A 26,151-nucleotide genomic window follows, 5' to 3' on the forward strand; every position below is an offset into this window, starting at 1 on the left:
TACATTCCGAACCCGGAAGTTAAGCTTCTCTGCGCCGATGGTACTGCACTCGAAGGGGTGTGGGAGAGTAGGTCGCCGCCGCGCAATCTTTACAGTAAGGGCCATCCCGGTTGGGGTGGCCCTTTCTGCTTTTCCGGCGGTGTTGTGGCCGGGGCTTGCTGGGTGTGCTCGGCCTTCGACATGGTGCCGATGCCCCGTTGGCGGTGGCAGGGTGCCGGGGCCCGGTTGACAGGACGGGCCTCCGGCGACGGTAATGAGCGACGGCCCGCACCACTGCTGGACAGACGCCTTGTTCCCAACCGCTGGAACTAACGTCGTTTCCTACCGGCTTCCCGCGCGCACCACGGTCGGGAGGTTTCACGTCAGCTTCACGTCGTCGAGGGCATACATTCAGGCCGGCCGGAGGATGACGCCCCGGTCCAGGTGCTGCCTGCCGTACTTCTGATGAGGGCGGCGTGTCACCGCCGGGACTCGCGGGACCTCGGCCAGCTCGGGTACTCAGGATTGTTGCGCAACAAGCCGCTGAGCCTCGCCACCGGCCGGCGGTGGTCGGACGAGCAGGCCCGTCAGCCCACCTCGATCCAGGTCGCTCGCATACAGTCGCTCGGATACAGAAGACGCGGGCGAAGGTCTGCTCGGTTAGGCAGTTGCTCGCGCCGCTGTGGGCCCCTTCGACCTGGCTCGCGGCCCGCTCGTCCGCTTCACACTGACACGAACGTCAGCCACTCCCCCAGGTCTGGGCGGTAGTCGCTCTGCCACCCCGGTCTCGGCGGCCTGGCCTGTGGGCGCGGCGAGGCGGATCTCGTTGAGGTCCGCGCCGGCGCCGGTAGGTGTGAACGGTCAGGATGATCTGCTGCTGGGCGGTCATGGCATTGCAGGCTGACGGCCAGTAGAAATTGCTGGTGGATGGCCGTGGTGGGGGTGGGGGATGGCCACAGGATCGAGGTCGATCGACAGCCTCGGTGCTGCCGGACCCGGTGGCGCAGTGGGTGTTCCGGCTGACTCCGGCGGCCGGGTTGGCGATGCCGCAAAGCATCCCGGCATACCCATACATAGACGGAAATTGCATGCCGGCCGCGCGGGTTTCCACCCCTTGCCACCCTGGGCCGGGCTGGCGGTGCTCTGCGCCTACGCCGCACCTGCCCTGAGCGTGGCCGTCAAGCAGAGGGGCACTTGATCTCTTTCCGACCTATGATCATGCGCATATGAGCGATATCGCCCCACCCCCGATCGCTCGCGTAGATGTCGTGCGCGACACCCACCACGGCATCACACTCGAAGACGCAACGACGCCCTTTCCAGCGAGGGCCTCGGCCAGACGGCGGGATGTCCGCTTACAGTAGGGCAGAGGCGGGCCGCCCAGCGGCTGAGCGTCTCACCCGGCCGCAGGCGAGAGACAGCCGGCGGTGCCCCTGCTGGATGCGGCAGCTCGTGCCCGGCAGGTCGAGATTGGCGTTGTTGATCGGGCTCTGGATGTGGTGACGGGATTCTGCGGTTGCGCGGAATCGGATCGACCTTGGCGGCGAGAGTTCCGGCACAGCGTGATCGCCTTTTCCGACGGTGCTTGAGGTCCGGGGACACCTGGGCTCTTGCTAGGCTGGGGAGGCCTGGCCACCCTCAACCTCGGGTGGCCTTCGTCGCGTAAGACCCGAGTGGGCGGCGATCAGCCACGGTGGACCGTCTCGGTGGAGCACGCGTCCGCTGAGTGAGCCAACGAAATGGACCAGAAGTGAACAGAGACAACGGATCGGACGACGAGGGCCGCGAGCGAGGCCGACAGAGCGAGGACGCGCCTCGCTACGGGGAGAGGCGTTCGTACGGCGAGCGCGGACAGTCGCGCGGAGAGCGTCCGTTCAGGTCCGGTGAGCGGTCGCGCGGCGGATACCAGGGGCGTGACGACCGGGACGAGCGGCCGAGGTCGTCGCGTCCGTTCCAGAACAGGGATGAGCGGGGCTACGCCTCCCGTGACGACAGGCCCCAGGGTTTCAGGGATCGGGGTGACCGGCCGCAGGGTGGCGGGTTCCGGGATCGTGGCGATCGCCCGCAGGGTGGCGGCTTCCGCGATCGTGGCGACCGGCCGCAGGGTGGCGGCTTCCGGGGTCGGGACGATCGTCCGCAGGGTGGCGGCTTCCGGGGTCGGGATGACCGTCCGCAGGGTGGCGGTTTCCGGGGTCGGGATGACCGTCCGCAGGGTGGCGGTTTCCGGGGTCGGGATGACCGTCCGCAGGGTGGCGGTTTCCGGGGTCGGGATGACCGTGGGTTCCGTGACAGGGATGATCGCGGTCCGCGTCGTGACTTCGAGCGGCGTGAGGACCGGGGTGGGTACCGTGACCGCGGTGACCGTCCGCAGGGTGGCGGGTACCGTGACCGCGGTGACCGTCCCCAGGGCGGCGGGTTCCGGGATCGCGGTGACCGTCCCCAGGGCGGTGGGTTCCGGGATCGGGGTGACCGGCCGCAGGGTGGCTTCCGCGATCGTGGTGACCGGCCGCAGGGTGGCGGGTTCCAGGGTCGGGATGATCGTGGTCCGCGTCGTGACTTCGAGCGGCGTGAGGACCGGGGTGGGTACCGTGACCGCGGTGACCGTCCCCAGGGCGGTGGCTTCCGTGACCGCGACGAGCGCGGCTTCCGCGACCGTGGTGACCGTCCCCAGGGTGGCGGGTTCCGGGATCGCGGTGATCGCCCGCAGGGCGGTGGTTTCCGGGATCGGGATGACCGTGGGTTCCGTGACAGGGACGATCGCGGTCCGCGTCGTGACTTCGAGCGGCGTGAGGACCGGGGTGGGTACCGTGACCGCGGTGACCGTCCCCAGGGTGGCGGGTTCAGGGATCGCGGTGACCGTCCGCAGGGTGGCGGGTTCAGGGATCGCGGTGATCGCCCGCAGGGCGGCGGCTTCCGGGATCGCGACGAGCGCGGCTTCCGCGACCGTGGTGACCGTCCCCAGGGCGATGGTTTTCGGGGTCGGGATGACCGTGGGTTCCGTGACAGGGACGACAGGCCTCGCGGCGGCGGGTTCCGCAGGAGCGAGGACAGGCCGTTCTCCCGCGACGACCGCGGTCACGCCGACCGCGCCGGCGGCCCCGTCAGGGCGCGGTACGGCAGGCCGGACGGCGACGCGGAGGCCCCTCGCCGGGAGCCGCTTCCCGACGTTCCGCCGGACATCACCATGGACGAGCTCGACAAGGACGTCCGTGACGAGCTGCGCTCCCTCCCGCTCGACCTGGCCGAGCTGGTCGGGCGCCACCTGGTCGCCGCCGAGCGCGCGCTGGTCGAGGACGACCCCGACAGGGCGCACGAGCACACCAAGGTCGCCAGGAGGTTCGCCGCGCGTATCGGCGTCGTCCGCGAGGCCGCGGGCATCGTCGCCTACCGCGCGGGCAACTACTCCGAGGCGCTGTCGGACCTGCGTGCCGCCCGCCGGATGACCGGTTCCGACGCCTATCTGCCGATCATGGCGGACTGCGAGCGTGGGATGGGCCGTCCTGAGCGTGCGCTTGACCTCGTCCGATCGCGCGAGGCCGAGCGCCTCGACCGGGCTGGACACATCGAGCTGGCCATCGTCGAGTCCGGCGCTCGCCGTGACCTCGGCCAGCACGACGCTGCCGTCATCACGCTGCAGCGGCTGCCCGAGCTCCGCGACCCGAACCCGCGTCCGTGGTCGGCACGTCTGGCCTTCGCCTACGCCGACGCGCTGGCCGACGCGGGGCACCAGGAGGCGGCCACCGACTGGTTCGGGCGGGCCGTGGCCTTCGACGAGGACGGTGAGACGGACGCCGCCGAGCGGTATGCCGAGCTGACCGGTGCCGTGATCGAGGACATCGAGGAGGACTTCGAGGACCTCGACGAGCAGGCGGACGAGCAGACCGCCCGCGCTGGTACGGCGGGTGCCGCGGTCGTGGACGAGGGCGACCTCGAGGACGAGTTCGACGACGCTGACGACGAGCTGGAGGAGGCTCGCGGCGAGGCGGTGCTCGACGACGACGAGGACCTCGCCGAGGAGGCCGCGGAGGCGGGCCAGCCGTCCTACGTCCTCGACGACGCCGAGGGCGACCCGGAGGTCGCGTCTTCCACCGTCGTCCTCGACTTCGAGGACGACTTGGACGCCGAGGACGAGGACGAGGACGACGAGGAGGACTCGTCCGACGTGGCGCAGTCCGACGAGGCGGAGTCCGGCGAGGCGCAGTCCGACGAGGCCGCGTCCGGCGAGGACGAGGAGTCGGCGGACGACCTCGACGCGGCGCGCGACCTGGCCGCGGACGACCGCTTGGCCGCAGCGGACGACGAGGGCGTCCAGGGCGAGCGTGACTCCCGGGAGGCGCCGGCCGACGAGACCGAGGAGGACATCGACGCCGAGCTGGCCTCCTCCTCGACCGGCACCACCAAGCCTGGCATCGGCCCGGCGTTCATCGAGCCCGACTTCGGCGACATTCTCGACGACCGCCAGGAGCCCGACGACAAGAAGTAAGCGCCGCCGTGCCGTACCGGAAGAGCTCTTGCCGGTACGGCACGCCACGGTGCGGCTCGCGCTCAGGCCCCGCGTCACCATCGCGGGGCCGTTCGCATGTCAGGAGCGGCGCGGCTCACGCCGGCACGACTCGGGCGTGCTCGCGCCGGTCAGGGGGAGACCTTGTCGAGCCAGTGCAGGATGCCGGCGACGTTGGACGGCGCGCCACTGAGCAGTTCGAACTGCTCGGCCGTCTCGTCGTCCCCCTTCAGCGCCGTGTAGCGCTCGCGCGTGCGGTCGCGGACCATCGCGACGGCATGGTCGAGGTCCATGCCCTGCTGGTGGGCCTGTTTGGTGAGGTCGACCCAGACCCGAAGCTCCTCGGCGGACCGTTCGAGGGTCTCCTGGACGGCGCCGACCGGGCCGTAGTGGCTGAACAGCAGCCGCTGCGGGCCCAGCGACTGGAACAGCGCGATCGAGTCGAGCGCCGTCTGGAGGTCGAAGTCCGGCGGCGGAGTGGCGGGGCGCAGGTCGCCGGTCTGCGGCAGGTAGACGCCGGCCGCGTCGCCGACGTACAGGTCGCCGGTACCGGAGTCGATCAGCCCAACGTGGTGCTTGGCGTGGCCGGGGGAGTAGTGGCTGGCGAGCGTACGGCCGTTGCCGAGGTCGATGGCGCCGGTGTCGCCGAGGGCGACGATGCGTTCGGCGGCGGTGGGCGACAGTTCGCCGAACAGCGTGTCGAGCTGGTCACCCCACACCATCCTGGCGCTCTTCATGAGCCTGGACGGGTCGGCCAGATGGCGCGCCCCCTTCTCGTGCACGACGATCTGCGCCTGGGGGAAGAACTCCGCCATGTCGCCCACTCCGCCCGCGTGGTCGAGGTGGATGTGCGTGACCACGACGGTGGCCAGGTCGTTCGGCCCGACGCCGAGCGACGCGAGGGCGTCTCGCACCACCGGAGCCGAGGTCGACGTGCCTGTCTCCACCAGGCACGGCCGGTCGCCGAGGATGAGATAGCCAGCCGTGATCCCGGCATAGCCCGCCATCCGCGTGTCGATCTCATAGACGTCGCCGCCGAGGGCGGTGATGTTGTCCACAGGCACACTCCCGAGCCGAACCGCTGTCCCCAGAACGGCATTCTGTCCGCTCCGGCCTTCCCCACATCGTAAAGAGTGGTCCCCCGACAGGCGCAGGCCCCGCATGGCCGGGCCCGAGTGAGGAGGAGGACCCCGTGGACCGCAACGAGGTGACGCTGGTGGGGCGGCTGTCCGCCGCGCCGGAAGAGCGGCCGATGCCCAGCGGCGACACCCTGACCAAGTGGCGGGTCATCGTCCGCCGCCGCCCTCGGGGACGGCGGGGCGGCCTCGTCGACACGATCCAGTGCGTGACCTTCGATCCGGAGGTGGCGAGCCTGGTGGCGGGGATGGCGCCACGGGCGGAAATGGAGGTGCGGGGAGCGCTCCGCTGCCGGATCTACGGGCCGCAGGCCGGCAAGAACTGGCGGTACGAGGTGGAGGCGCACTCGGTGGTCCCGATGTCCGCCGAGCCCGTTGCCGGTTCGGAGGCGTCGCGGGCGATGGAGGTCCCTGAGGTGCTGCTGCCGTCCGATCGTGCGGGAGCGGAACCGCGTCCGGTGGCATACCTCGCCGCCGCCGGGTGAGTCGTCGCGGGCGAAGGGGCCCTCTCCATGCGTCGGCCCGCCGTGTGGGTCTTCTCGCCGATGAGCAGGCACGTGCCAGTCCGGATGTCGGCTTCCTCAGTCGCGGAGAGACGGTGGCTTGGGCGGCTTGACGGTGCGGGCGTGAGTGTCGTGAGGCTCTCGGTCTCGGGGGAGTAAGCGCTGGATGATCGGTAGGGCGGGTCGTGAGGCGCGAACGGGGTCGGGTGCTCTGGCGGCACGAAAAGCGGTGAACCAGGAGGCCGTGCACACCCTTTCTGGATGCGATGAACCAGGATCGCGCTCATCGCCGCATCTGGCAGGGAAGAGACGAAGTCCGGTCCCGTCCAGGCCAGAGTCGGCATGGACGCGCAGATGCGCCAGGAGCGCCCTGAGGGTGGACGAGGTGTTCGGTGTTCAGCGGTTTCTCGGCAGTCGGCACAAGCCAGGCCTTTTGGAAGACGTGCGCGGCCGTCGGTACGTCGGCGGGGCAGGGGCACGTCAGAGAGAGGCGGCTTCGGGACATGTCCGTCCAGCCTCGAGTGACGAGCTCGAGCGAGGCCGCGCTACATGTTTCCGTGTAGCGGGCGGACTACTGTGCGTTTCGCCGTAGCGGGAGAGAAGCTCGCTCGCGTCCGTGTAGCGGGCGAAACGTTATGAGCGTCTGTGTAGGAGAGCAGACGCCATGAGTGCTCACTGTGTAACAGGGCGGAACGCTAAGACCGTCCCTTGTGTAGCAGGGCGGAACGCTGCGCGTGTCCCTCGTGGAGTGGGGGAACGCTGCGCGTGTCCCTTCTGGAGTGGGGCGGAACGCTCTGAGCGTCCGCGTAACCGGGTAGATCGCCTGGTCGATCAGACGAAGGTGCGCAGGATGAGGCCGGTGCGGGGTTTGGGGCCGAAGGAGGTGGACTTGCGGGGGACCCGTTCTCCCTCGGCGGCCACCGCCAGCACCGCTTCGACGGCCAAGGGCTTGAGGATGACGGCGGTTCCACCGGCGTCGGCGGCTTGCCGTACCGCGGCGCGGGCGTCGTGGTGGACGATGCGGACGGCCTGCTCGTCGTCCCGCATGCCCCAGACCCGCGGAAGGACGAACTCGGCCAGAACGGAGGTGTTGAGCGAGTTCCACCGTTCGGAGCGGTCGGTGGGCATGGCACGGGCGAGCTGCACAGGGTCGGGGTCGATGAGCAGATGGCTGGTCTCGCCGGTGCCGGCGAGCAGGAAGGCGGGTTCGGGGGCGGTGTCGAGAGCGGCAAGGCCTGCGTCGAGGGTGGGGAAGTCGCGGATCTGCCACGCTCCCCTGGCCTTGGTGACGGCCTCTACCAGCGGCAGGGAAGGGATGACGCGGTGGATCGCCTTCAGGTCCGGCGGGTAGGCGGTCGAGTCGACCAGCAGCGCCAGGCCGAAGTCCCACGGACCGTCGGAGTGGCGGGCGGCGTGTTCCTGGCGTTGCAGGACACGGTAGGTGGCGTAGCGGTGGTGGCCGTCGGCGATCAGCGCCTGCCGGTGGCGCAGGTCGGCGTTGATGCGGGCGATCTCCTCGGTGGCGGTGACGGCCCACAGGCGGTGCCGTACGCCGTCGCCGGTGTTGGCCTCGACGAGCGGAGGCCGGGTGGTGGCCACGGTGTCGACGAGGTGGGTGGCCGGGCCGCCGCCGTCGTAGAGCAGGAAGATCGGCTCCAGGTTGGCCTGGGTGGTGCTCATCAGGGCGAGGCGGTCGGCGACCGGGCCCGGCATGACGTCCTCGTGCGGCAGGATGATGCGCTGTTCGGGAGCGGCCAGGCCGACGTCGCCGATGAGTCCGCGCTGCATGACGCCCGGACCGGACTGCTCGTAGACGTAGAGCGCGGGCTCGGCGTCACGGGCGAGGACGCCTGCGTCGAGCCAGGCGCGCAGGGTGTCCCTGGCCTGGCCGTACCGTGCGGGGGCCGCCGCGCCGTCGATCGGCTGGGCGGCCGGGCGGGAGTCCGAGGTCGGTGGGGCGGTGGTGCTGAGCGTTCCGGTCGCGGTCTCGAGCCCGTCGGAAGGACGCCTGGGGTGGTGGTTGGCGTGACCCACGGGGTGGCCGGGGCCGGCGGGATGCGTCGGGTGCCGTGGGGGGCGGGGAAGGGTGAGGCGGACGACGTTGTTGGGGTGAAGGTCCAGCAGCGCCTGCACGTCCCCGTCGGAGATCAGGTCATAGGGGGGAGAGGTCACCTTCGCGGGATCGTCGACAGTGAAGCGGACACCATGGAAGGGGCGTAGCACCAGCCCATCAGGCACCGGCAGTTCAGGACTCGCCATATCGGGCATGTTCCCATAAAGGCCTGAATCACCAAGGGACTGCTCCAAGGGCGCAGCGGTGCCCGGTTCATCAGGGAATCGGTCGGATCTGTCGTCTGTCGATTGAGGAGGCCTCACACATGACCCAAGGGAAAAGCGACCCCGAAGATTCCCCATCCCCTGGTCAGGGGGCTCCCGCAGGGGATGTGTACGACTGGTACCAGCGCGGTGTCGGCCTGTTGAAGGACGGCAGTCCCGCTGCCGCGGCGGCGCTGCTGGAGCGGGCCGCCGAGGCGGAACCCGAGTCGCGCAGCATTCGAGAGGCGCTGGCGAGGGCGCAGTTCAATTCCAGGCAGTACGCGGAGGCGGCGCACACCTTCAGGTGGATCGTCGACGCGAACCCGGCCGAGGACTATGCGTATTTCGGGCTGGGGTTGTCCTTGTGGCGGACAGGAGACATGGAAGGGGCCCAGGAACCGCTGGCCATCGCGGTGGCCATGCGGCCCGACGAGCGTCATTACGTATCGGCGTTGAAGAGCGTGCGCGCCACCCTGCGCGCCAGGCGGGATGCCTGACCAGGGGTTCGCTGGGAGGCGGGCCGCTGTCTTGCGTGCCTGGCGGGAGGCGTGACCAGGCGGCTCGTCGGGAGGCGGGCCGCTGGCCTGTGCGCCTGGCGGGAGGCGTGACCAGGGGTTCGCTGGGAGGCGGGTCGTTGCCTTGCGTGCCTGGCGGGAGGCGTGACCAGCGGTTCGTCGGGAGGCAAGCGGTACGGCGGGCCTGCCTCCCTTGCTGGACGACGGGCGGCAAACGCCGGCTGGCGGGTGTCCCGGATTCCGGGGGAGTGCGGCGGGCGTCAGGGTGACGCGTCACGGGGTGCCGCGTGGTAGGTCCCCGGAGGGGCGGGGGCCCACCGATGCCGGTGGGAAGGCGTGCCGGGTGGCGAGGCAGCGTAGGGAGGCGAGAAGCGGTCGCTGCGCCCCGCCAGGAGTGCGGCTGATCCTTCGCGGAAGAGGTCCCGGCTCCCCGCCGGACGCTGCGGGTGGGGTCAAGCGGGCGGTATGCCCGGATCGGGGGCTACAGCGAGCGGGCGCCTCAGGGGCTACAGCGAGCGGGCGGCGTTGGCCTGGATGGCGTCGCGGAGGTAGCCCGCCAGCCCGGGTGCCGCCTGGTCGATGGAGTCGGTGAAGCGCGCGTCGCTGACGTACAGCTCTCCGAGCCCCTGGTGGATCTCGCTCGTGCAGTCGTAGAACCAGCGGCTGATGTGCCGGCGGTGCTCCTCGGCCAGGTCCATCGCCTCCGCGCTGGAAGCGGCGACCCCGGAGGTCATCAGCACCGCCAGCCTGCCGGAGATGTCCGCCGACTCCGCGAAGCACCTCTTCCACTCCTGCTTGCCGTAGGAGGACGTCCTGCGCTGTGACTCGGTCCACGCCGGGGACCCGCTCCAGCGGGACTCGGCCTCCTCGGCGTGCCCGTCGACGTCGAAATCGCCGAACAGTTCGGTTTTCTCCGCAGGGGTCAGGGTCATGGGAGCTCACATCCTTCGCTCATGGGTAGGTGCGGACGTGACGCTAAAGTCTCACGCGGCGTGAGAGTCAACCCGGGAGAAGAGACGCGGTGCTGATCGACGGATACGACACGTTGCTGCTGGACCTCGACGGCGTCGTCTACCTGGGCAGGCAGGCCGTCCCCGGCGCCCCGCAGGCGCTGGCGGAGGCGGCGGGGCGGGCGAGGCTGGCGTACGTGACGAACAACGCCTCGAGGACCCCTGCCGCGATCGCCGGCCATCTCAGCCATCTCGGCGTTCCTGCGACGGCGTCGGACGTGGTCACCTCCGCGCAGGCCGCCGCCAGGCTGATCGCCGAGCAGGTGGAGCCGGGCGCGCCCGTGCTGGTCGTGGGCGGCATGGGGCTGCGGATGGCGGTGAGGGACCGCGGGTTGCGCCCGGTGACCGTGGCCGCCGACGACCCCGTGGCGGTGGTGCAGGGCATCGCGCCGGACCTGTCCTACGGCCTGCTGTCGGAGGGCGCGCTGGCCGTACGGCGTGGCGCGTGGTTCGTGGCCGCCAACGGTGACGCCACGATGCCCACCGCGCACGGCGAGCTGCCGGGCAACGGCGCCATGGTGCGGGTGATCGCCACGGCGACCGGCGTCGAGCCCGTCTACGCGGGCAAACCCGCACCGCCACTGCACCGCGAGTCGATGATCCGTACCGGCGCGCGGCGTCCGCTGGTGGTGGGCGACCGGCTCGACACCGACATCGAGGGCGCGACGAACGCGGGCGTCGACAGCCTGCTCGTGCTGACGGGCGTCGCCACCCCCCGGGAGCTCCTGACGGCCGCCCCCCAGCACAGGCCGACGTACGTGGCCGAGGACCTGTCGGCGCTCCACCTGCCCTACCCGTCCGTACGGCAGGGCTGGCGGGCCTGGTGGTCGGACGGGCGGCTGCACCTCGAGGGCGACGGCGAGTGGATCGAGGGGCTCAGGACGGCCTGCGCGGCGGCGTGGGCGGCGGCGGCGGGTGAGGGACGCCTCGACGAGGAGGCACTCAAACCCGCCCTCGACACGCTGCGAGCCTGATCGTCCGGCCGAGGACCGGAGTCCTGCTGGAGTACGCGTGATGGACGGGCGGCCACCGGTGACCACGGTGGCCGTGGCCCGGCTTGCCGTACGCGCGGAGTCCAGGGGGAGCGCACCCGCGCGGAGGGGGTCAGAGCAGGCGGCGCAGGCGCAGCAGGTCGCCGAAGCTGGCGTCGATCTTGACGCGGCCGCCCAGCAGGGCGCGCGCCAGATCGAGCTCCCCGTCGACCAGCGCGATGAGGTCGTCGCTCCTGATGGTCAGCTTGACGTCGGCGGGCCTGCCACCGGCGGGTGGTTCGTCATGGAACGGGTCGAGACCGTCGTGGTGGATCCGGCCGTAGAACATGACGTCGAGGTCGGAGATGCGGCAGCTGAGCGTCCGCTCGACCACGTGCTTGGCCCGGGACTCCTCGTCGATCTCGTCGAACTGCTCGACGAGCTTGTCAAGCGCCGCCCTGCACTCCTCGAGGGTAGCCATGCTGGTCGTCCTCCCGTTCTCGCCGTTTCTACGGACGGTAGCGTTCCATATGGGGAGCATATGAATTCCGGCGCGCCGGAAAGCCGCTCTCACACTGCCTAACGCGCCAGGGGGTCGGCATAGTGTCGGCGGTGTCCGATACCTTCGAGAACATGAGTGAGCTGCCGGTGGAGACCGGTGACGAGCGGGTGGACGCGGTCGTGGGAGGCCTGGCCGCGACGGGAGCGTTGCCCGTGCGCGATCATGTCGCGCTGTTCGAGGAGGCGTTCTCGGCCCTGGAGCAGACGCTGGCCTCCGTGGACGACCAGTGAGCCGTCGCGTCAGGCTCGACAGCGAGCTCGTCCGGCGCGGCCTGGCCCGGTCGCGCGAGCAGGCCACCCAGCTCATCACCGACGGGCGGGTCAGCGTCGGCGGTCAGGTGGCGGCCAAGCCGGCCACGCAGGTCGACACCGCCGCGGCGATCGTCGTGGCCGAGTCGTCCGAGGGGCCCGACTACGTCTCGCGCGGCGCCCACAAGCTGCTCGGCGCCCTGGAGGCGTTCCCCAAGCTGCGCGTGGCCGGCCGTCGGGCGCTCGACGCGGGCGCCTCGACCGGCGGGTTCACCGACGTCCTGCTCCGTCACGGCGTGGGCCACGTGCTGGCCGTCGACGTCGGCTACGGCCAGCTGGCCTGGTCGCTGCGCACCGACGAGCGGGTCACGGTGATGGAGCGCGTCAACGTCCGTGACCTGACGCCCGAGCTGGTCGGCGAGGCGCCCTCGCTCATCGTGGGCGACCTGTCGTTCATCTCGCTGCGCCTGGTGCTGCCAGCGCTGGCGGCGGTGGCGGCGCCGCGGGCCGACTTCGTGATGCTGGTCAAGCCGCAGTTCGAGGTGGGCAAGGAACGGGTGGGCGCGGGCGGCGTGGTCCGCGACCCTGAGCTGCGCGCCGGGGCGGTGCGCGACGCCGCTGCCAAGGCCCTGGAGCTGGGGCTGACCGTGCGCGGTGTCACCGCGAGCCCGCTGCCGGGGCCCTCGGGCAATGTCGAGTACCTGCTGTGGCTGGGCAAGGGAGAGGGCGAGCCCGGGGTCGACGATCTGGAGACCGCGATCGAACGTGCCGTGTCGGAGGGGCCGCAATGAAGCGCACCGTGCTCGTCACCGCCCACACCGGGCGCGAGGCCGCGATCGAGAGCGCCCATTTGGTGATCGAGAGGCTGGTCGAGGCGGGTCTCTGCGTCAGGGTGCTGGAGTCGGAGGCAGAAGACATCGGCTGCCAGGGCGTCGAGGTCATGCCGTCCGACCCCAACGCCGCCAAGGACGCCGAGATGATGATCGTGCTCGGCGGCGACGGCTCGCTGCTGCGCTCGGCCGAGATCGCCAGGCCCGCGGGCACCCCGCTGTTCGGCGTCAACCTCGGCCATGTCGGGTTCCTGGCCGAGGCCGAGGTCGACGACCTGGCCGCGGCCGTCGACGCGGTGGTGCAGGGCCGCTACGACGTCGAGGAGCGCATGACGATCGACGTCACGGCCCGCCAGAACGGGCAGATCATGGCCGACACGTGGGCGCTCAACGAGGCCACGGTGGAGAAGCGCGACCGCATGCTGGAGGTCGTCGCCGAGATCGACGGCCGTCCGCTGTCGCGCTGGGGATGCGACGGGGTGATCTGCGCGACGCCGACCGGTTCGACGGCCTACGCCTTCTCGGCGGGCGGCCCGGTGGTCTGGCCCGAGGTGGAGGCGCTGCTGCTGGTGCCGATCAGCGCCCACGCCCTGTTCGCCAAACCGCTGGTGGTCTCGCCGCGCTCCACGCTGGCGGTGGAGATCCTGCCCCGCACGCCGGGCGGCGTGCTGTGGTGCGACGGGCGGCGCAGGTTCGACCTGCCGGCCGGCACCAGGGTCGAGGTCCGCAGGTCCGGCCTGCCGGTACGGCTGGTCCGCCTGCACGGCCTGGAGGTGACCGGCGCGCCCTTCACCGACAGGCTGGTCGCCAAGTTCGAATTGCCTGTACAGGGCTGGCGCGGAAGGGTGCGTCCCTGAGTCAATAGGGGCGGGAGCGCGTAGGATCGCGTGCGCACAGGTGTTCGGCTAGTCGATGGAACGGGAGTGACCAGTGCGACCAAGGGTCGAGGAGGTCCGCATCCAGGGGCTCGGCGTCATCGACGAGGCCATCCTCGAGCTCTCACCCGGCTTCAACGTCGTCACGGGCGAGACGGGTGCCGGCAAGACGATGGTCGTGACCGGGCTCGGCCTGCTGTTCGGCGGTCGGGCCGATCCGTCGAGGGTCCGCCCGGGCGCCGACAAGGCCATGGTCGAGGGCACGCTCGTCGTCGAGACGGGTGGCAGGGTGGCCCAGCAGGTGGAGGACGTCGGCGGCGAGGTCGAGGACGGCGAGCTGATCATCTCCCGCACCGTCTCGGCCGAGGGACGCTCCAGGGCGTGGCTCGGCGGCCGCACCGTCCCCGTCGGCACGCTCACCTACCTGGCCGACGACCTGGTGGCCGTCCACGGCCAGATGGACCAGCAGCGGCTGCTCCAGCCTGGCAGGCAGCGGGCCGCTCTCGACCGCTACGCGGGTGACGACCTGGTCAAGCCGCTGCGCGCCTACTCCCAGGCCTACAAGCGCCACAAGCAGGTCGCCGCGCTGCTGGAGGAGCTGACCACCAAGGCGAGGGAACGCGCGCAGGAGGCCGACCTGCTGCGCTTCGGCCTGGAGGAGATCGAGAAGGTCGACCCCAAGGAGGGCGAGGACGTCGAGCTGCGCGCCGAGGAGGAGCGGCTGTCCCACGCCGACGCGCTGCGCGGGGCCGCCACCACGGCGCACACCGCGCTGCTGGGCGACCCCATGGACCCGTCGGGCGGCGCCCGCGACGTGATCTCGCTGCTGGGCGAGGCCCGCTCGGCGGTCGAGGCGGTGCGCGACTACGACGCGCAGCTGGCCGGTGTGGCCGACCGGCTGGCCGAGGCCGGCTACCTGATCTCCGACGTCGCCACCGACCTGGCCGCCTACGCCGAGTCGATCGAGGCCGACCCGGCCAGGCTCGCCGTGGTGCAGGAACGGCGCGCCGCCCTGGGTGCGCTGATCAGGAAGTACGCCGAGGACAGCGCGGGCGTGCTGGCCTGGGCGCAGGCCTCGGCGGGCCGCCTGACCGAGCTCGAGGGCGACGACGACCGCATCGAGGAGCTCACCAAGGAGTACGAGGAGCTCACCAAGCGGCTGACCGAGCTGGCCGCCGAGCTGACCAGGGTGAGGACGGTCGCCGCCGAGCGGTTCGGAGCGGCGGTCACCGCGGAGCTGACCGCGCTGGCCATGCCGCACGCCAGGGTCGTCGTGCAGATCTCGCAGAGCGAGGAGTTCGGGCCCGAGGGCGTCGACGATGTCGAGCTGCGCATGGCCGCGCATCCGGCCGCGCCCCCGCTGCCGCTCAACAAGGGGGCGTCCGGCGGCGAGCTGAGCCGCGTCATGCTGGCCATCGAGGTGGTCTTCGCCGGGGCCGACCCCGTCCCGACGTTCGTGTTCGACGAGGTCGACGCGGGCGTCGGCGGCAAGGCCGCGGTCGAGATCGGCCGCCGGCTGGCCAGGCTGGCCCGCACGGCGCAGGTGATAGTCGTCACTCACCTGCCGCAGGTGGCCGCCTTCGCCGACCAGCACCTGGTGGTCGAGAAGGCGAGCGATGGGAGCGTGGTGCGCAGCGGCGTGGTCACCCTCGACCACGACGGCAGAGTGCGTGAGCTGTCGCGGATGCTGGCCGGATTGGAAGATTCCGAACTGGGCAGAGCACACGCCGAGGAACTGCTGGGAATGGCCGCGGCTGATCGGTGATCCTCCGTGACAAATCTGACACGCCGTGCAGTCCACGACCACCCCGCCCGTTGGCTCTGGCAGGATGGTCTTGATGAAGGTTCCGGCGAACAAGATTCCGGGCCTCCGCGGAAAGAAGGTCAGTGACCTTCCCGGTGTCACGGCAGTGGCGAGGATCGACCGCAGGACGAAGAGGCTGACAAAGCGCCTCCAGTCCGGTGAAATCGCGATTATCGATCACGTCGATGTCGACCGGGTGAGCGCGGAGGCGCTGGTCGCGTGTGGCGCGGCGGCCGTGGTCGACGTGGCCGCGGGCATCAGCGGCCGATATCCCAACCTCGGACCGCAGATCATCGTCGAGTCCGGCGTCCCGTTCATCGACAACGCCACCCCCGAGCTCTTCGAGCGCGTCAGGGACGGCGACATCGTCAGGCTCCACGACGGGGTCGTCTACCTCGACGAGGAGGTGGTCGGCAAGGGTGACGTGCAGAACCTCGAGACCATCGAGGCGGCCATGGCCGAGGCGCGTGCGGGCCTGTCGGTGCAGATCGAGGCCTTCGCCGTCAACACCATGGAGTACGTCAGGGGCGAGGGCAAGCTCCTCATCGACGGCGTGGGCGTGCCCGACATCCGCACGGTCATGGAGGACCGGCACGTTCTCATCGTGGTGCGCGGCTACCACTACAAGGAGGACATCGCCACGCTCCGGCCGTACATCAGGGAGTACCGCCCGGTGCTCGTCGGCGTCGACGGCGGCGCCGACGCGCTGCTGGAGGCCGGCTACCTGCCCGACCTGATCGTCGGCGACTTCGACTCCGTCTCGGCCAAGGCGCTGACCTGCGGCGCCGAACTGGTCGTCCATGCCTACCGCGACGGCCGCGCGCCCGGGCTCGAGCGGGTCCACCAGCTGGGCCGCGACGCGGTGATCTTCCCGGCCACCGGCACCAGCGAGGACATCGCCATGCTGCTGGCCGACGACATGGGCGCCGAGCTGATCGTCGCGGTCGGCACCCACGCCACGCTCGTGGAGTTCCTCGACAAGGGCCGCTCGGGCATGGCCAGCACCTTCCTGACCAGGCTCAGGGTCGGCGGCAAGCTGATCGACGCCAAGGGCGTCAGCCGCCTGTACCGCAGCCGCATCTCCACCTCGCAGCTGATCCTGCTGGTGGTCACCGCGATGATCACCATGGGCGTGGCGATCTTCATGTCGCCCATCGGCCAGACCTGGCTGATCAGCCTGCAGGACGCTTGGAACTCCTTCATCTTCTGGTTGGTCGGACTCTTCTCGTGATCGATTTCCGCTATCACCTCGTCTCCATCGTCGCGATCTTCCTGGCGCTCGCCGTCGGCATCGTGATGGGCACCACCCTGCTGTCGAACCCGGCGATCGAGTCGGCGCGGCGGGCGTCGCAGGACCTGCAGAAGTCCAACGAGGACTACCGCGAGCAGCTGGCCGCGCTGCAGGTCAGGGAACGAGGCAACGACTCCTTCGTCACCGCCGAGATGCCCGCGATCATCCGCGGTCAGCTGACCGGCGAGAGCGTGCTGCTGGTGGCCGCCCCGGGCAGCTCGGGAACCCTGCGCGAGCAGACCGAGCAGGTGCTGCTGCAGGCGGGCGCCACGATCAGCGGGCAGGTGACGCTGTCCGAGAAGTTCCTCGAGCCCGGCCAGGCCGGATTCGTCGACCAGCTGAGCACCGGGCTGGCCACCGGCCTCACGCTGCCGGGCACCGACCCGTACAAGAACGCCGCGGCGCTGCTGGCCGCCACGCTCGTCACGGCCGACGACGCCCAGGCCGGCACCGAGAACACCGCCACCCGCGGCGTGCTCGAGGGCTTCGCGGAAGGCGGCCTGCTGACCGTCGACGGCGCCCCCGCCAAGCGGGCCACGCTGGCGCTCGTCTTCGCCCCCGAGGCGGTCTACACCGGCGAGAAGGCCCAGGCGCAGACGGCCGCGCTCGTCTCGCTGGCCGCAGGGCTCGACGCCGGCGCCCAGGGCTCCGCCCTCGCCGGCACCCTCACCTCGACCCAGCAGGGCGGCGTCATCGCCGCTCTTCGCGGCACCAGCGACGCCGCGGCGAAGGTCTCCTCCGTCGACACCCTCGACATGCCGGCGGGCCGCGGTGTCGTCGTCTTCGCGCTGCGCGAGCAGCTCGGCGGGCGCTCCGGCCAGTACGGCACCGGCGCCGACGCCACCGAGTTCCAGCCCGCCTCGTCGGCCGCCACCCCGTCCCCCTCCACCTCAGGGAGCTGACCATGGCCCGTGCTCTGCTGGCCGCCCTCGCCGGCGCCGCCCTCGGCGTCGTCGCGGCCAGGGCCGCCTACACCGCCCTCACCGCCAAGCCCAGGTCGAAGGAGTGGGAGCGCACCAACCACCGCGGCGAGACGCTCACCCTGCTGGAGGGGCCCGCCTTCGTCGCGGGAGCGACCGGCGCGCTCGCGCTCACCCCTGGCCTGCCCCTCCAGGTACGGCTGGCCGCCGTGCTGGCGGGCGCGGGCAGCGGCGCGCTCGGCGCCTACGACGACCTCTACGGCGCGACGTCCTCCAAGGGCTTCAAAGGACACCTGTCGGCGCTGGCCAAGGGACAGGTGACCAGCGGCGCGATCAAGATCCTCGGCATCGGTGGCTCCGGCCTGGCCGCCGCCACGCTGGTCTCCCGTGGCGCGCTCGACACGCTCGTCAACGGCGCGGCGATCGCGGGCAGCGCGAACCTGGCCAACCTGTTCGACCTGCGCCCCGGACGCGCCATCAAGGTGGGGCTCATGGCCGGCGGGCCGCTGCTGGCGCTCTCGCTGCTCAGGCGCGACCCGGTGACCGCCGCGCTGGTGGCCGTGCCGCTCGGCGCGGGCGCCGCGCTGCTGCCGGAGGACCTCGGCGAGGAGGCCATGCTCGGCGACGCGGGCGCCAACGCGCTCGGCGCCCTGCTCGGGCTCGCCGCGGTGACCACGCTCGGCAGGCGGGGGCGGCTCACGCTGCTCGGCACCGTCGCCGCGCTCACCGCCGCCTCGGAGAAGGTCAGCTTCACCAAGGTCATCGCCGGAAACCCGGTCCTCAACCGGATCGACATGCTGGGCCGCCGCCCGGCGTAGCGTTGTCGGTGCGCTCTGCCATGATGGCCCCCTTGAGTCCGACGGGGAGAGGGGAGACGGTGGCTCGGGGCGTGGCGGGCGCGGCTGTGCTCATCGGCGCGATCACGATCCTGGCCAGGATCACCGGTTTCGCCAAGCAGTACGTGTTCGCCCAGACGGTCGGCGACACCAACGTCTGCCTGGGCTCGGCCTACATGACCGCCAACCAGATCCCCAACATCGTCTTCGAGATGGTGGCGGGCGGCGCGCTGGCGGGCATGGTCGTGCCCGTGATCGCGGGTGCGGCGGGCCGGCTCGACGTCGGCCGGATCGCCTCAGCCCTGCTGACGTGGGTGCTGGTCGTCCTCGTGCCGCTCGGCGCGCTCACCGCCCTGCTGGCCGGGCCGATCATCGGGCTGTTTCCCGTCGCGGAGTGCGGGCCGGCGTTCGGCGCGATCGCCACCCGCATGCTGGTGGTCTTCGCCCCCCAGATCCCCCTGTACGGCCTGGCCGTCGTCCTCTACGGCGTCCTGCAGTCGCACCACCGCTTCGCCGGGCCCGCGGTGGCGCCGCTGGTGTCCAGCATCGTGGTGATCGTCGCCTACCTGCTGTTCGTCCCGCTCAGCGGCGGCAGGACCGCGCTCGACGAGATCCCCTCCGCCGCCGAGCTCGCCCTGTCAGTCGGCACCAGCCTGGGCGTCCTCTCGCTGGTCCTCACCGTGGTCGGGCCTGTCCTCGGCCTCGGCCTGAGGTTCCGGCCGACGCTGCGCTTCCCCGACGGCGTGGCCGCCAAGGTCCGCACCCTCGCCCTGGCGGGCGTGGCGGCACTGATCGCCCAGCAGGCCACGATGATCGTGGTGATGCTGCTGTCGAACCACTGGATCGGCGAGCGCGGGCTGCTCGTCTACAACTACGCGTGGGCGATCTACCTGGTGCCCTACGCGGTGCTGGCCGTACCCATCGCGACGAGCGCCTTTCCCGGGCTGTCGGCCCACGCGGCCGACGGGTCCTGGGAGGACTTCTCGAGCCTGGCCGCGCGCACGACGCGCGCGGTGGTGCTGATCTCGGGGCTGGCCGCGGGCGCGCTGGCCGCGGCGGCGGGGCCCGGATCGGTCGTCTTCCTCGGCGCGCAGACCCGGGTGCCGCCGATCGAGATGGCGCGCGCGGTGGCGCTCTTCGCACCCGGGCTGATCGGCTACGGGATGATCGCACAGCTGAGCAGGGTGCTCTATGCCGAGGGCAGGGGCCGGGCGGCGGCCGCGGGCACCGTCGCGGGCTGGGTGGTGGCGATGCTGGCGCAGACGGTCTTCGTGCTGGCCCTGCCCGATGACTGGAAGGTCGGCGGGCTCGCGCTCGGCATGACGGTGGGCATGACGGCAGGAGGCGTGTGGCTGCTCGTCGCGGTGCGGCGAGGGCCGGGACGACGCGCGGGGCGGCCCGGCGCGGGTACCTTCGGTACCGGAACCGGCGCGGAAGCCGGCAGCGGCGAGGCCCGGGCCCTCGATGCCGTTGGGCCCGCTGACCGGGTGGCGCGCGCGGCGCTGGCGGCCGTGGCCGGGGGCGGGCTCGGCTTCCTGGCCGGTTCGGGCGTGGTGGCGCTGCTGCCGGCCGGGAGCATGATCGCGCAGGTGGGGGTGGCCGTTCTGGCCGGCGGCGTCGCCCTGGTCACCGGCGGTCTGGCCGTCGCCGCGCTGGACAGGCCCGACGCGGCGGCGCTGGCGTCCATGGTCGCGGGCCGGGCGGGAGGCAGGTTGGCGGGCCGGGCGGCGGGCACGGTCGCGGGCAGGCTGGTCGGCAGGGTGACAGGTAAGGGAGCGCGGCGGGGTCGCGCCGGTTCACGGACGGATGGTGAGTGATGCGGGTGGCCTTCGTGCTCGGCACGACCTCGGGCGGCACCGGCAGGCACGTCAGGATGCTGGCCGAGGGGCTGCTGCGGCGTGGCCACCGGGTCGTGGTGATCGGCCCGCCCAGCGTGGAGGAGCAGTTCGGCTTCCGCGCGGCCGGGGCGGGGTTCGCGCCGGTGCCCGTCGCCGACCGCCCGCATCCGGTCAACGACGCCACAGCGGTGCTGCGGATCAGGCGCCACCTGCGCGGGGCGGACGTCGCGCACGCCCACGGGCTGCGGGCGGGCGCGCTCGCGGCGCTCGCCGGGCCGCGGGCGCCGCTGGTGGTGACGCTCCACAACGCGCTCACCGCCGGAGGGCTGGTCGGCGCGGTCTACGGCGTGCTCGAGCGCATCGTGGCAAGGAGAGCCGACAAGGTGATCGTCGTCTCGCCCGACCTCGGTGACCGGATGCGGGCGCTCGGGGCGCGCGACGTGGTGCCCGCCGTGGTGCCCGCCCCGCCGCTGCGGCCGGCGACCAGGCCCGAGCCGGCGGTGCGGGAGGAACTGGGGGCGGGGGAGCGGCCCCTGGTGCTGACCGTCGCCAGGCTCGCGCAGCAGAAGGGCCTGGAGACCCTGCTCGACCTCGCCGCGTCCTTCAGCACGTCGAGCCCCGATGCTTCCGACGGGACGAGCCCTGATGTCGGCGGTGGGGCGAGCGCCGGGGTCGCCGGTGAGACGAGTCCTGATGTGCGCACTGGGACGAGCGCTGGGGTTACCGGTGGGACGAACGCCGATCTCCGCGGCGGGACGGGCCCCGACGTCCACAGTGGGACGAGCCCCCATGCCCCCAGCGGAACGGGCGCCGGGGTCGCCGGCGGGACGAGTCCTGACGTCCACAGTGGGACGAGCCCCCATGTCCACAACGGAGCGAGTCACGGTGCCCGCGGCGTGACGTCGGGCTCGGGCGTTCGCGATGGAGCGTCGTCCCGGGAAACGTCGTCCCGGGAAACGGGTGGGCCGTTGTTCGCCGTCGCCGGGGAGGGGCCGCTCCGGCAGGCGCTGCAGGCCAGGATCGACGCGGAGAAGCTGCCCGTCCTGCTGCTGGGCAACCGCGACGACATCCCCGACCTGCTCGCCGCCGCCACCCTCGTGCTGTGGCCGAGCCATTGGGAGGGTCAGCCGCTCAGCCTGAGCGAGGCGCTCATGGCGGGCAAGCCCGTCGTCGCCACCGCGGTCGGCGGGATCCCCGATCTGGTCGACGGGGCGGGCAGGCTGGTGCCGTACGGGGATCTGGCGGCGATGCGCGAAGCCGTACGCGAGCTCATCGACGATCCCGGCGCGCGGGAGCGGCTGGCGGTCGCCGCCGCACGGAGGGGAGCGGCGCTTCCCGGGGCCGACGAGGCGGTCGAGGCGGCGCTGGCCGCTTACCGGCAGACATCACAGCGGTGACGGGATGATTAGGCGGCGCTAAGTCGTTCTCCTATACTGCTTGCGTTAAGGGAGGGGAGTATCCCTTCGCGACAGCCTCGTCATCACGGTTCGCCCCGCTCCACGGGGCTCCCGGGGCTGCCGGTCCGGCTCGGTGAGTGGGCGGGAGAGACCTCCGGTCGTCTGTCATGCGCGCCGGAGGGTTTGGTATCAGTATGGTTGTACCTGCGTGGGCCTGGATCGCCGTCATCGTGGGCTTGTTGGTCGTCATCGCCGTAGACCTGTGGATCGTCGACCGGGGTGAGGCCCGGGAGTTCACCATGAAGCAGGCGGGCTTCTGGGTCTCCTTCTACGTCATCCTGGCGATGATCTTCGGGGTGGTGCTCTGGCTCACCATGGGCGTCTCGTCGGCGGGAGAGTTCTTCGCCGGGTACATCACCGAGTACAGCCTGAGCGTCGACAACCTCTTCATCTTCTTCATCATCATGGGCCGTTTCGCCGTGCCCAAGGTCTACCAGCACCGGGTGCTGCTCGTCGGCATCCTGATGGCGCTGGTGATGCGCGGCATCTTCATCGCGCTCGGCGCGGCGGCCCTGCAGCGGTTCAGCTGGCTCTTCTACGTCTTCGGCGCCTTCCTCGTCTACACCGCCATCAACCTGATCCGTCAGCACGGCCACGACGACGAGGACGAGTTCAAGGAGAACGCGCTGCTGCGCTGGGTGCGCAAGGCCTTCCCCACCACGCCCGACTACGTCGGCCACAAGGTGATCGTCAAGATCGACGGCAAGCGCATGGTCACCCCGATGCTCATCGTCATGGTGGCGATCGGCACGACCGACCTGCTGTTCGCGCTCGACTCGATCCCCGCGATCTTCGGTCTCACGCAGGACCCCTTCATCGTCTTCACCGCCAACGCGTTCGCCCTGATGGGCCTGCGTCAGCTGTACTTCCTGCTCGGCGGTCTGCTGCAGCGCCTGGTCTACATCAGCTACGGCCTGGCGTTCATCCTTGGCTTCATCGGGGTTAAGCTGATTCTTGAGGCCATGCATGCCAGCGGGGTCTCGTGGGCTCCTGAAGTGCCCATCTGGATGTCCCTGACCGTGATCGGAGTCACGATGGTCGTCACCACCGTGGCAAGTCTGCTGAAGTCTCGCAGCGACGCTCGGAAGGGGAAGGAAATTCCCACCTCCGCGAGCGCCAACGAGGGCTAGCGCGAGGGTGGCCCAGGCGCTTTGCTTCGTGTAACAGAGGCGAAGTCTGTAACATCTCGGCAAAGCGCCCGTCCGTAGTCACCATCAAAGGTTGTCAGTGTCAGACGATTCCGCAAGTCGCCAGGAGGGCCGCCGCGTCAGGCTGGCCCGTGGCGTCTCTCCGTGGCTCTTCCCGACCGTGGCCGCCGCGACGGCCACGACCTTCCTCAGCAGCCGTGACCGGCGCTGGGGTTTCGCGGCCGTGCCGCTGACCGCCCTCACGGGCGCGATGCTCTGGTTCTTCCGCGATCCCGACCGCGAGCCCGGGGAGGGCAGGATCCTCTCGCCCGCCGACGGGGTCGTCCAGAGCATCGACCCGTGGCCGGACGGCCGCACCAGGGTGGCGATCTTCATGAGCCCCCTCAACGTGCACGTCAACCGCGCGCCCCTTGCGGGAACCATCACCTCCGTGCAGCATGTGGCGGGTGGGTTCCTGCCGGCTTTCAACAAGGACAGCGACCAGAACGAACGCGTGGTGTGGCATTTCGAGACCGCGCTCGGTGACATCGAGATGGTGCAGATCGCGGGCGCGGTGGCGCGCAGGATCGTGCCGTACATGACCTCCGGCGAAAAGGTCTCGCAGGCCGAGCGAGTCGGTCTCATCAGGTTCGGTTCGCGGGTGGACATCTACCTTCCCGAAGGGATCTCGCCCGCCGTGCGCGTCGGCGAGAAGACGGTGGCGGGGGTGACTCGAATTGACCGCGGCTGAGGCTGGTGGCTGGCAGGCCGAAGAAGAGGAGCCGCGCGGCCCTGTGGGCAAGGCCTTCAGGCTGTCGGCGGCCGACTCCCTGTCCCTGGGCAACGCGCTGTGCGGCTTCCTGGCCGTCTGCGTCCTCGCCTCGTCGGCGATCCAGGCGCTGAAGGCGGGCGCCGGCTTCGTGCCCGACCCGCGCTACTTCGCCACCGCCGTGGTGCTGCTGCTGATCGGCGCCACGTGCGACCTGTTCGACGGCCTGGTCGCGCGGCGCTTCCGCGCCTCCGCGATGGGCGCCGAGCTCGACAACCTGGCCGACGTGATCAGCTTCGGCTTCGCGCCCGCCTTCATGGTGGTGATCTGGGGCGGCTTCACCGGCAAGCTGCCGCTGACGGCCGTCATCCTGGCGGCGGCGTCGGTGCTCATCGCCGGATGCGTACGGCTGGCCCGCTTCGCCTGCGTCAAGACCAAGAGCGGCGACTTCATGGGCCTGCCGATCCCGATGGGCGCGATGACGGTCGTCTCGATCGTGCTGCTGTTCCAGCCCAACTGGTTCTCGCTGGCCGCCGTGCTCGGCGTCGCGTGGCTGATGGTCAGCCGCATCGAGTACCCCAAGCCCAAGGGCCAGCTCGCGGCCGTGGTGCTCGCCTGGATCATGATCAACGTGGCCTGCCTCACCGCGTGGGCCGCCTGGCCGCAGGGTGGCGACACGCTGATCCAGGTCGGCGCCACCATGCAGATCGCGCTGGTCGCCGCGATCCCGCTCCGGGTGCTGCTGTTCAAGCGGGAACAGCGCAAGGAGCGCAAGGAAGCCGCCCGCGTCGGCGACTGATCAAGGTCTGTCCCTCCTGCGGGTGGGCTCGCCCGGGTTTACTGGAACCATGCGCGAGCACACCCGCACCTATTTTCTCGGCCGGCTGGCCAGGGAGCTGGAGCGGCGCGGCCTGACGGCGCGCCTGCGCGCCGACCCGCCGTCCCTGCGGGTCGGCGGGGAGCAGGGCCCGGGTCTGCTGACCGAGACCGTCGACTGCGTCGCGCTGGCGGAGGGCTGGTTCTACCGGTGGTCGTGGGGCGAGGTGCTGGCCAGCACCGCCGACCCGGCCGCGGCGGCCGACAAGGTCGTCCGCATCCTGGCCACACCCGACGCCGGCTCTCCGTGACCTCGCTCCCGAGCGCGGGCTCCGGCCGTGCGGCGGCCGCCCCGGTACGGCGGATGCTTGCCGTACCGGGAGAGCTCACCAGCCGCGGGCCTTCCACTCCGGCAGCGAGGGGCGCTCGGCGCCGAGCGTGGTGTCCTTGCCGTGGCCCGGGTACACCCACGTCTCGTCGGGCAGCCGGTCGAACAGGCGCTCCACGACGTCGGTGTAGAGCTGCTCGAAGCGCACCGGGTCCTTCCCCGTGTTGCCCACGCCGCCGGGGAACAGCGAGTCGCCGGTGAACAGGTGGTGGCCGTCCTCCTCGCCCCCGTCGTACAGCAATGCGACCGAGCCAGGCGTGTGGCCGCGCAGGTGGATCACCTCGAGCGTGAGCACGCCCACGGAGATGCGGTCACCGTGCTCCACCAGCCGGTCGACGGGCACCGGCAGCACGGGCGCGTCGAGCGGATGGGCGATCGTCGTCGCGCCCGTCACCTTGACCACCTGCTCCAGCGCCTGCCAGTGGTCGCCGTGCTGGTGCGTGGTGACCACGGCCGAGATCGGCTGGTCCGACATCAGCGCCAGGATCCGGTCGGCGTCGGCCGCCGCGTCGATGATCAGCCCGTCGCCGGTACGCGTGCACCGCAGCAGGTAGGCGTTGTTGTCGAACGGACCCACGGCGAGCTTGGTGATGGTCAGCCCGGACAGCTCACGTACGTCGGCTGGGCCGCCGACCTGGACATCGCCGGTGTAGCTCATGGGCTCTCCTCTGGATAGGTGTCAGGAGGCGCCGAAGGCAGATCCGCCGGAGCGGGCATGGTCAGCCACGGCGGCGGCGGAGGTACCTCCGCGGGGGCGGCGCCCGGCTCCTCCGGCACCACCCTAATGCCCTGCCCCGCCGACCGGCCGGTCAGCCAGGCGAGCACATCACGCGCCTCGCCTCGCACCACCGGCCCCTTCCCCAGGTCGCTCCACTCACCCACGGGGGCGGTCACCACGATGCCGCCGACCGTGCTCTCGCCGTACGGCCAGCAGGCCAGGCTGTCGTGCAGTTCCCTGCGCACGAACGCGTCCGGCCAGTCGGCGGGGGTGTATCCCGCCCCCAGGTCCACATGGTGGAGCTCCAGCTCCCGCACCCGCCGTACCAGGACGTACCAGGCGGGATGCGGGGGCGGCATGAGCGCCGAGACCCGCGCCGACCACGCCTGCTCGGGCAGCTCCTCGATGGCGGCGGCCAGCCGCGCGGCGCCGGCGGCCAGGTCGGCGCGCTGCTCGGCGGCGGGGCGGCCGGCACCCGCCTCGATGTCGGCCGTCCGCCTGGCGCGATCGGGGTACTGCGGTGTCTCGACGCCGGTTCTGGCCCAGGTCAGCAGGTTGCCGAGGCCGTCGGCGTTGCGGGCGACATGGGTGATGACGTGGCCCCTGCTCCAACCGGGCAGCAGGGACGGCGCGGCGACCTCGGCGTCGTCGAGCGCGCCGACCGTGGCGAGCAGGCGGTCCGTGGCGGCGGCGAGCTCCGCGCGCAGCGCGGCGAGAACGGTCATGCGGGCATAATGCCGC

General features: G+C 71.3%; 24 protein-coding genes and 1 rRNA gene. 18 read left to right on the plus strand and 7 right to left on the minus strand.

The window, feature by feature from the left end; all coding sequences use genetic code 11:
- Positions 1–84, plus strand: a 5S ribosomal RNA gene (gene rrf, locus ACWENQ_RS33435); the annotation flags it as partial.
- A 1,579-nt stretch (positions 85–1,663) separates the two neighbouring features.
- On the opposite strand, the gene ACWENQ_RS33440 is transcribed toward rrf, so the two are convergent.
- The gene (locus tag ACWENQ_RS33440; protein WP_452417807.1) at positions 1,664–3,058 is read right to left on the minus strand and encodes a hypothetical protein; all 1,395 of its coding nucleotides are present in this window, start codon (positions 3,056–3,058) and stop codon (positions 1,664–1,666) included.
- 105 nt (positions 3,059–3,163) lie between these two features.
- On the opposite strand from ACWENQ_RS33440, the gene ACWENQ_RS33445 reads away from it, so the two are divergent.
- Entirely contained in the window at positions 3,164–4,462 is a 1,299-nt protein-coding gene (locus ACWENQ_RS33445; RefSeq protein WP_452417809.1) for a hypothetical protein, read from the plus strand.
- A gap of 149 nt (positions 4,463–4,611) precedes the next feature.
- On the opposite strand, the gene ACWENQ_RS33450 is transcribed toward ACWENQ_RS33445, so the two are convergent.
- Positions 4,612–5,538 (minus strand): MBL fold metallo-hydrolase, encoded by a 927-nt coding sequence (locus ACWENQ_RS33450; RefSeq protein ID WP_452417810.1) that lies wholly within the window; start codon positions 5,536–5,538, stop codon positions 4,612–4,614.
- 134 nt (positions 5,539–5,672) lie between these two features.
- Between ACWENQ_RS33450 and ACWENQ_RS33455 the strand changes: the two genes are divergently transcribed.
- A complete protein-coding gene (locus ACWENQ_RS33455) occupies positions 5,673–6,101 on the plus strand; it encodes a single-stranded DNA-binding protein (RefSeq protein ID WP_452417812.1) in 429 nt (142 codons plus the stop codon).
- 849 nt (positions 6,102–6,950) lie between these two features.
- On the opposite strand, the gene ACWENQ_RS33460 is transcribed toward ACWENQ_RS33455, so the two are convergent.
- Complete coding sequence (locus tag ACWENQ_RS33460) at positions 6,951–8,387, minus strand: DUF1015 family protein (protein ID WP_452417814.1); 1,437 nt, start codon at positions 8,385–8,387, stop codon at positions 6,951–6,953.
- A gap of 110 nt (positions 8,388–8,497) precedes the next feature.
- Here ACWENQ_RS33460 and ACWENQ_RS33465 point away from each other — a divergent pair, with 110 nt between their 5' ends.
- Positions 8,498–8,932, plus strand: a complete 435-nt coding sequence (locus ACWENQ_RS33465) for a tetratricopeptide repeat protein (protein ID WP_452417816.1) — start codon at positions 8,498–8,500, stop codon at positions 8,930–8,932.
- 524 nt (positions 8,933–9,456) lie between these two features.
- Here the strand turns inward: ACWENQ_RS33465 and ACWENQ_RS33470 are convergent.
- The gene (locus ACWENQ_RS33470) at positions 9,457–9,882 is read right to left on the minus strand and encodes a TipAS antibiotic-recognition domain-containing protein (protein WP_452417818.1); all 426 of its coding nucleotides are present in this window, start codon (positions 9,880–9,882) and stop codon (positions 9,457–9,459) included.
- Positions 9,883–9,971: 89 nt separating this feature from the next.
- Here ACWENQ_RS33470 and ACWENQ_RS33475 point away from each other — a divergent pair, with 89 nt between their 5' ends.
- Complete coding sequence (locus ACWENQ_RS33475) at positions 9,972–10,934, plus strand: HAD-IIA family hydrolase (RefSeq protein WP_452417820.1); 963 nt, start codon at positions 9,972–9,974, stop codon at positions 10,932–10,934.
- Between the two features lie 130 nt (positions 10,935–11,064).
- Here the strand turns inward: ACWENQ_RS33475 and ACWENQ_RS33480 are convergent, their stop codons facing one another.
- Positions 11,065–11,412 carry an SCP2 sterol-binding domain-containing protein gene (locus tag ACWENQ_RS33480; protein ID WP_354907161.1) on the minus strand — a complete coding sequence of 116 codons (348 nt, stop codon included), beginning with the start codon at positions 11,410–11,412 and terminating at the stop codon, positions 11,065–11,067.
- 152 nt (positions 11,413–11,564) lie between these two features.
- On the opposite strand from ACWENQ_RS33480, the gene ACWENQ_RS33485 reads away from it, so the two are divergent.
- The 13 genes from ACWENQ_RS33485 (at position 11,565) to ACWENQ_RS33545 (ending at position 24,615) form a co-directional block, all read left to right on the plus strand.
- Positions 11,565–11,723, plus strand: a complete 159-nt coding sequence (locus ACWENQ_RS33485) for a hypothetical protein (RefSeq protein WP_354907160.1) — start codon at positions 11,565–11,567, stop codon at positions 11,721–11,723.
- Complete coding sequence (locus ACWENQ_RS33490; protein WP_354907159.1) at positions 11,720–12,532, plus strand: TlyA family RNA methyltransferase; 813 nt, start codon at positions 11,720–11,722, stop codon at positions 12,530–12,532. The genes ACWENQ_RS33485 and ACWENQ_RS33490 overlap by 4 nt, the downstream gene beginning before the upstream one ends.
- Positions 12,529–13,428 carry an NAD kinase gene (locus ACWENQ_RS33495; protein ID WP_449925773.1) on the plus strand — a complete coding sequence of 300 codons (900 nt, stop codon included), beginning with the start codon at positions 12,529–12,531 and terminating at the stop codon, positions 13,426–13,428. The genes ACWENQ_RS33490 and ACWENQ_RS33495 overlap by 4 nt, the downstream gene beginning before the upstream one ends.
- Before the next feature lie 73 nt (positions 13,429–13,501).
- Positions 13,502–15,211 carry a DNA repair protein RecN gene (gene recN / locus ACWENQ_RS33500; protein WP_452417821.1) on the plus strand — a complete coding sequence of 570 codons (1,710 nt, stop codon included), beginning with the start codon at positions 13,502–13,504 and terminating at the stop codon, positions 15,209–15,211.
- A gap of 73 nt (positions 15,212–15,284) precedes the next feature.
- Positions 15,285–16,481 (plus strand): putative cytokinetic ring protein SteA, encoded by a 1,197-nt coding sequence (gene steA / locus ACWENQ_RS33505; protein ID WP_452417823.1) that lies wholly within the window; start codon positions 15,285–15,287, stop codon positions 16,479–16,481.
- Complete coding sequence (locus ACWENQ_RS33510; RefSeq protein WP_354907155.1) at positions 16,478–17,443, plus strand: copper transporter; 966 nt, start codon at positions 16,478–16,480, stop codon at positions 17,441–17,443. The genes steA and ACWENQ_RS33510 overlap by 4 nt, the downstream gene beginning before the upstream one ends.
- A 2-nt stretch (positions 17,444–17,445) precedes the next feature.
- Positions 17,446–18,279 (plus strand): hypothetical protein, encoded by an 834-nt coding sequence (locus ACWENQ_RS33515; protein WP_449925764.1) that lies wholly within the window; start codon positions 17,446–17,448, stop codon positions 18,277–18,279.
- 32 nt (positions 18,280–18,311) lie between these two features.
- Positions 18,312–20,114, plus strand: coding sequence for a murein biosynthesis integral membrane protein MurJ (murJ, locus tag ACWENQ_RS33520; protein ID WP_452417825.1), 1,803 nt, complete (start codon positions 18,312–18,314; stop codon positions 20,112–20,114).
- Positions 20,114–21,532, plus strand: a complete 1,419-nt coding sequence (locus ACWENQ_RS33525; RefSeq protein WP_452417827.1) for a glycosyltransferase family 4 protein — start codon at positions 20,114–20,116, stop codon at positions 21,530–21,532. Before murJ ends, ACWENQ_RS33525 begins: the two co-directional genes overlap by 1 nt.
- A 194-nt stretch (positions 21,533–21,726) precedes the next feature.
- Positions 21,727–22,722, plus strand: coding sequence for a TerC family protein (locus ACWENQ_RS33530; protein ID WP_354907151.1), 996 nt, complete (start codon positions 21,727–21,729; stop codon positions 22,720–22,722).
- 97 nt (positions 22,723–22,819) lie between these two features.
- Positions 22,820–23,470 (plus strand): phosphatidylserine decarboxylase, encoded by a 651-nt coding sequence (locus tag ACWENQ_RS33535; RefSeq protein ID WP_354907150.1) that lies wholly within the window; start codon positions 22,820–22,822, stop codon positions 23,468–23,470.
- Positions 23,457–24,287 carry a CDP-diacylglycerol--serine O-phosphatidyltransferase gene (pssA, locus tag ACWENQ_RS33540; RefSeq protein WP_354907149.1) on the plus strand — a complete coding sequence of 277 codons (831 nt, stop codon included), beginning with the start codon at positions 23,457–23,459 and terminating at the stop codon, positions 24,285–24,287. The genes ACWENQ_RS33535 and pssA overlap by 14 nt, the downstream gene beginning before the upstream one ends.
- Before the next feature lie 49 nt (positions 24,288–24,336).
- Positions 24,337–24,615: a hypothetical protein gene (locus tag ACWENQ_RS33545; RefSeq protein WP_449925753.1), complete on the plus strand. Its 279-nt coding sequence runs from the start codon at positions 24,337–24,339 to the stop codon at positions 24,613–24,615.
- 75 nt (positions 24,616–24,690) lie between these two features.
- Here ACWENQ_RS33545 and ACWENQ_RS33550 read toward each other — a convergent pair whose 3' ends face one another.
- Positions 24,691–25,350 carry an MBL fold metallo-hydrolase gene (locus ACWENQ_RS33550; protein WP_449925750.1) on the minus strand — a complete coding sequence of 220 codons (660 nt, stop codon included), beginning with the start codon at positions 25,348–25,350 and terminating at the stop codon, positions 24,691–24,693.
- On the minus strand, positions 25,347–26,135 hold the full coding sequence (locus ACWENQ_RS33555) for a maleylpyruvate isomerase family mycothiol-dependent enzyme (protein ID WP_354907146.1): 789 nt from the start codon (positions 26,133–26,135) through the stop codon (positions 25,347–25,349). Before ACWENQ_RS33555 ends, ACWENQ_RS33550 begins: the two co-directional genes overlap by 4 nt.
- Positions 26,136–26,151: the final 16 nt, after the last annotated feature.

It is taken from the genome of Nonomuraea sp. NPDC004354 (assembly GCF_053602555.1).

What these genes read in the sequence shown, in the direction of transcription:
- ACWENQ_RS33445 (WP_452417809.1), top strand. Translation starts at nt 3,164, where the DNA reads ATGGACGAGCTCGACAAGGACGTCCGTGACGAGCTGCGCTCCCTCCCG.
- ACWENQ_RS33460 (WP_452417814.1), bottom strand. Translation starts at nt 8,387, where the DNA reads ATGCCCGATATGGCGAGTCCTGAACTGCCGGTGCCTGATGGGCTGGTG.
- ACWENQ_RS33465 (WP_452417816.1), top strand. Translation starts at nt 8,498, where the DNA reads ATGACCCAAGGGAAAAGCGACCCCGAAGATTCCCCATCCCCTGGTCAG.
- ACWENQ_RS33470 (WP_452417818.1), bottom strand. Translation starts at nt 9,882, where the DNA reads ATGACCCTGACCCCTGCGGAGAAAACCGAACTGTTCGGCGATTTCGAC.
- ACWENQ_RS33480 (WP_354907161.1), bottom strand. Translation starts at nt 11,412, where the DNA reads ATGGCTACCCTCGAGGAGTGCAGGGCGGCGCTTGACAAGCTCGTCGAG.
- ACWENQ_RS33485 (WP_354907160.1), top strand. Translation starts at nt 11,565, where the DNA reads ATGAGTGAGCTGCCGGTGGAGACCGGTGACGAGCGGGTGGACGCGGTC.
- ACWENQ_RS33495 (WP_449925773.1), top strand. Translation starts at nt 12,529, where the DNA reads ATGAAGCGCACCGTGCTCGTCACCGCCCACACCGGGCGCGAGGCCGCG.
- steA (WP_452417823.1), top strand. Translation starts at nt 15,285, where the DNA reads ATGAAGGTTCCGGCGAACAAGATTCCGGGCCTCCGCGGAAAGAAGGTC.
- ACWENQ_RS33515 (WP_449925764.1), top strand. Translation starts at nt 17,446, where the DNA reads ATGGCCCGTGCTCTGCTGGCCGCCCTCGCCGGCGCCGCCCTCGGCGTC.
- ACWENQ_RS33525 (WP_452417827.1), top strand. Translation starts at nt 20,114, where the DNA reads ATGCGGGTGGCCTTCGTGCTCGGCACGACCTCGGGCGGCACCGGCAGG.
- ACWENQ_RS33530 (WP_354907151.1), top strand. Translation starts at nt 21,727, where the DNA reads ATGGTTGTACCTGCGTGGGCCTGGATCGCCGTCATCGTGGGCTTGTTG.
- ACWENQ_RS33545 (WP_449925753.1), top strand. Translation starts at nt 24,337, where the DNA reads ATGCGCGAGCACACCCGCACCTATTTTCTCGGCCGGCTGGCCAGGGAG.
- ACWENQ_RS33550 (WP_449925750.1), bottom strand. Translation starts at nt 25,350, where the DNA reads ATGAGCTACACCGGCGATGTCCAGGTCGGCGGCCCAGCCGACGTACGT.
- ACWENQ_RS33555 (WP_354907146.1), bottom strand. Translation starts at nt 26,135, where the DNA reads ATGACCGTTCTCGCCGCGCTGCGCGCGGAGCTCGCCGCCGCCACGGAC.